At 51.5% G+C, this 2,405-nt stretch carries 1 protein-coding gene and 1 pseudogene; both read left to right on the top strand.

Annotated elements, in window-relative coordinates:
* Positions 1–1,360, top strand: a 1,360-nt coding sequence (locus CINSTRO3249_RS15090) for a flagellar biosynthesis protein FlhF (RefSeq protein WP_254304262.1), incomplete at its 5' end; no start/stop codon positions are given.
* A 78-nt stretch (positions 1,361–1,438) separates the two neighbouring features.
* Positions 1,439–2,278, top strand: a pseudogene (locus CINSTRO3249_RS15085) (glycogen/starch/alpha-glucan phosphorylase); the annotation flags it as partial.
* Positions 2,279–2,405: the final 127 nt, after the last annotated feature.

Below are 2,405 nucleotides of genomic sequence, written 5' to 3'. Positions count from 1 at the left end.
CATAGGTATCTACACATTTATCGTGATACCTGTTATTACTTTGCAGAATGATTTCAACCTATCTGTTGGCGGGATTGACTCTCGCCTTACCCGCCGATATCAGACGCTGGTTAAACAGCATATGACGCCCGCGGCTCTTCTTGCTTCTGCGGTTAAAGACCTCGCAAGTGCTCAAAAATCAACTTTCGCAACTACCCAAGCTGTCTGGCGTTTTCTGAATAATAAGCGAATTAGCTTCAGTCAACTCAATGAGCCAATTATTTCGCTAGCACTTGAGCAAATTTCGCTTAGCCCGCATCCATACGCTCTCGTTGTTCATGATTGGTCACGTTTACAATTTCTTTACCATCATGCCAAATACGGACGCTTAAAAATGACGCACGGTGGCGATGTTGGATATGAACTTCAAAGCAGCTTGCTGGTTGATGCTGGCACGGGTTTGCCAATAGCGCCTCTATCTCAGACACTTACCGATGCAACCGGTTGTCATTCAACGTTGGCGGAAGGACTGTCCGAACGGCAGACACATATGGACGCCTTGACGACCGATATTGCCCGTGTGGAATCGCTTAATATAGGTAAAAAGCTGATTCATATAATTGATAGAGAGGGTGACTCTATTGGACATATGCGGACGTTGAGTACTCAAGGAATATGCTGGCTTATCCGAGGAAAAGAAGGACATGGTGCAGAGTGGCAAGGTAATTCATTGAAAATTGGTGAGATTGCTGCTCTTCTGCCATACAACGGATGCGGACAGGTAGACTGGAAAGGGAAAAAAGCTGATATGGAAATCAGTGAAACCTCGATAGTCATAACCCGAGCTGCGCAGCAGAAGCGTAAAGATAAAGAAACCGGCCGCCGCATAAAAATCCAACCTGGAGAGCCTCTGACGGTCAGATTGGTTGTTGTTCGGCTTACGGATGATCTCGGTAATGTGGTGGGACGCTGGACGCTGCTTACAAACGTTTGCAGCGAGATCACCTGCGAGGAAGTAGCTCGTTGGTATTACTGGCGCTGGAATATTGAATCATTTTTTAAGTTGCTGAAAGGTGCCGGACATGACGTAGAAACATGGCTTCAGCGCAGCGCGCCAGCCGTACTACGCAGGTTGTTAATAGCCAGTATGGCTGCTGTTCTGGTATGGCGGCTGCAACGCGCTGAAGGAGAAGAAAATGCGGCAGCCCGCCAGCTGATATGTCGCTTGTCAGGACGACAGCAAAAGCGAGGCCGCAGAGAGAGCGCTCCTGCTCTGCTCGCTGGCCTATCCATCTTGTTGAATACACTAAAATTATTATCGGAATATAGTCTGGAAGAACTTACTCATTTAGCGAGAGTTGCTCTTAAGCCTCCTCCCTGATGTGTAGATACCTATGCAGGGGGTAGGGCGCCGGTTTTGGCGCTCTCCACGTTAAGCTAACAGGAGAGAGACGAACATATGCCAAAACCCAAACTCGATAAAGCGGCATTCCAGGCCGCGCTTGACCGCCAGTGGCAACGTTACGGTCTTACCGGCGCGCAGGATATGACCCCGTTACAATGGTGGCAGGCGGTCAGCGCGGCGGTCAACGAATGCCTTCCCCCTCAACCCGCCCGCCCGGGCGACAGTAAAAAATTCCCGCGCCACGTCAATTACCTCTCCATGGAATTCTTATTGGGTCGGCTGACCGGCAATAACCTGCTTAACCTCGGTTGGTACGATACCGTCAAGACAGTGCTCGAGGGTTATCAAGTCAACCTTGCCGAGGTATTGGAGCACGAGGTGGATCCGGCGCTGGGCAACGGCGGCCTGGGCCGTCTGGCCGCCTGCTATATGGACTCTATGGCGACCGTAGGCCAGCCGGCCATCGGCTATGGGCTTAACTATCAGTATGGCTTGTTTCGCCAGACCTTCGTCGAAGGTCAACAATGGGAAGCGCCCGACGACTGGCATCGCAATACCTATCCCTGGTTCCGCCACAATACGGCGCTGAATGTCGAAGTGGGGCTTGGCGGGAAGCTTAAGAAAAACGGGCAGGGTGGCAGCCGCTGGGAGCCGGCATTCACCCTTATCGGCGAGGCGTGGGATTTGCCGGTGGTGGGATTCGGCAATGGCACGGTGCTGCCGCTGCGATTATGGCAGGCAACGCATCCGCATCCTTTCAGCCTGGCGTTATTCAATGAAGGAAAATTCCTCAAAGCCGAACGGGCCGGCATCGACGCCGCCAAACTGACCAAGGTGCTTTACCCAAACGATAACCATCAGGAAGGCAAGCAGCTGCGGCTGATGCAACAGTATTGAATCACCCCGGATAAATTAGAGTCTATACTTTAAAAGTGGAGGTCTCTATGACAACGACCAAACGTTACTCTCCGGAAGTCCGTGAACGGGCAGTTAATCTAGTGCTGGAAACTCAGCATGAGCA

The sequence above is a fragment of the Candidatus Sodalis sp. SoCistrobi genome, assembly GCF_900143145.1.
Lineage (GTDB): Bacteria > Pseudomonadota > Gammaproteobacteria > Enterobacterales > Enterobacteriaceae > SoCistrobi.
This window is presented reverse-complemented; position numbering and strand designations above follow the sequence as displayed.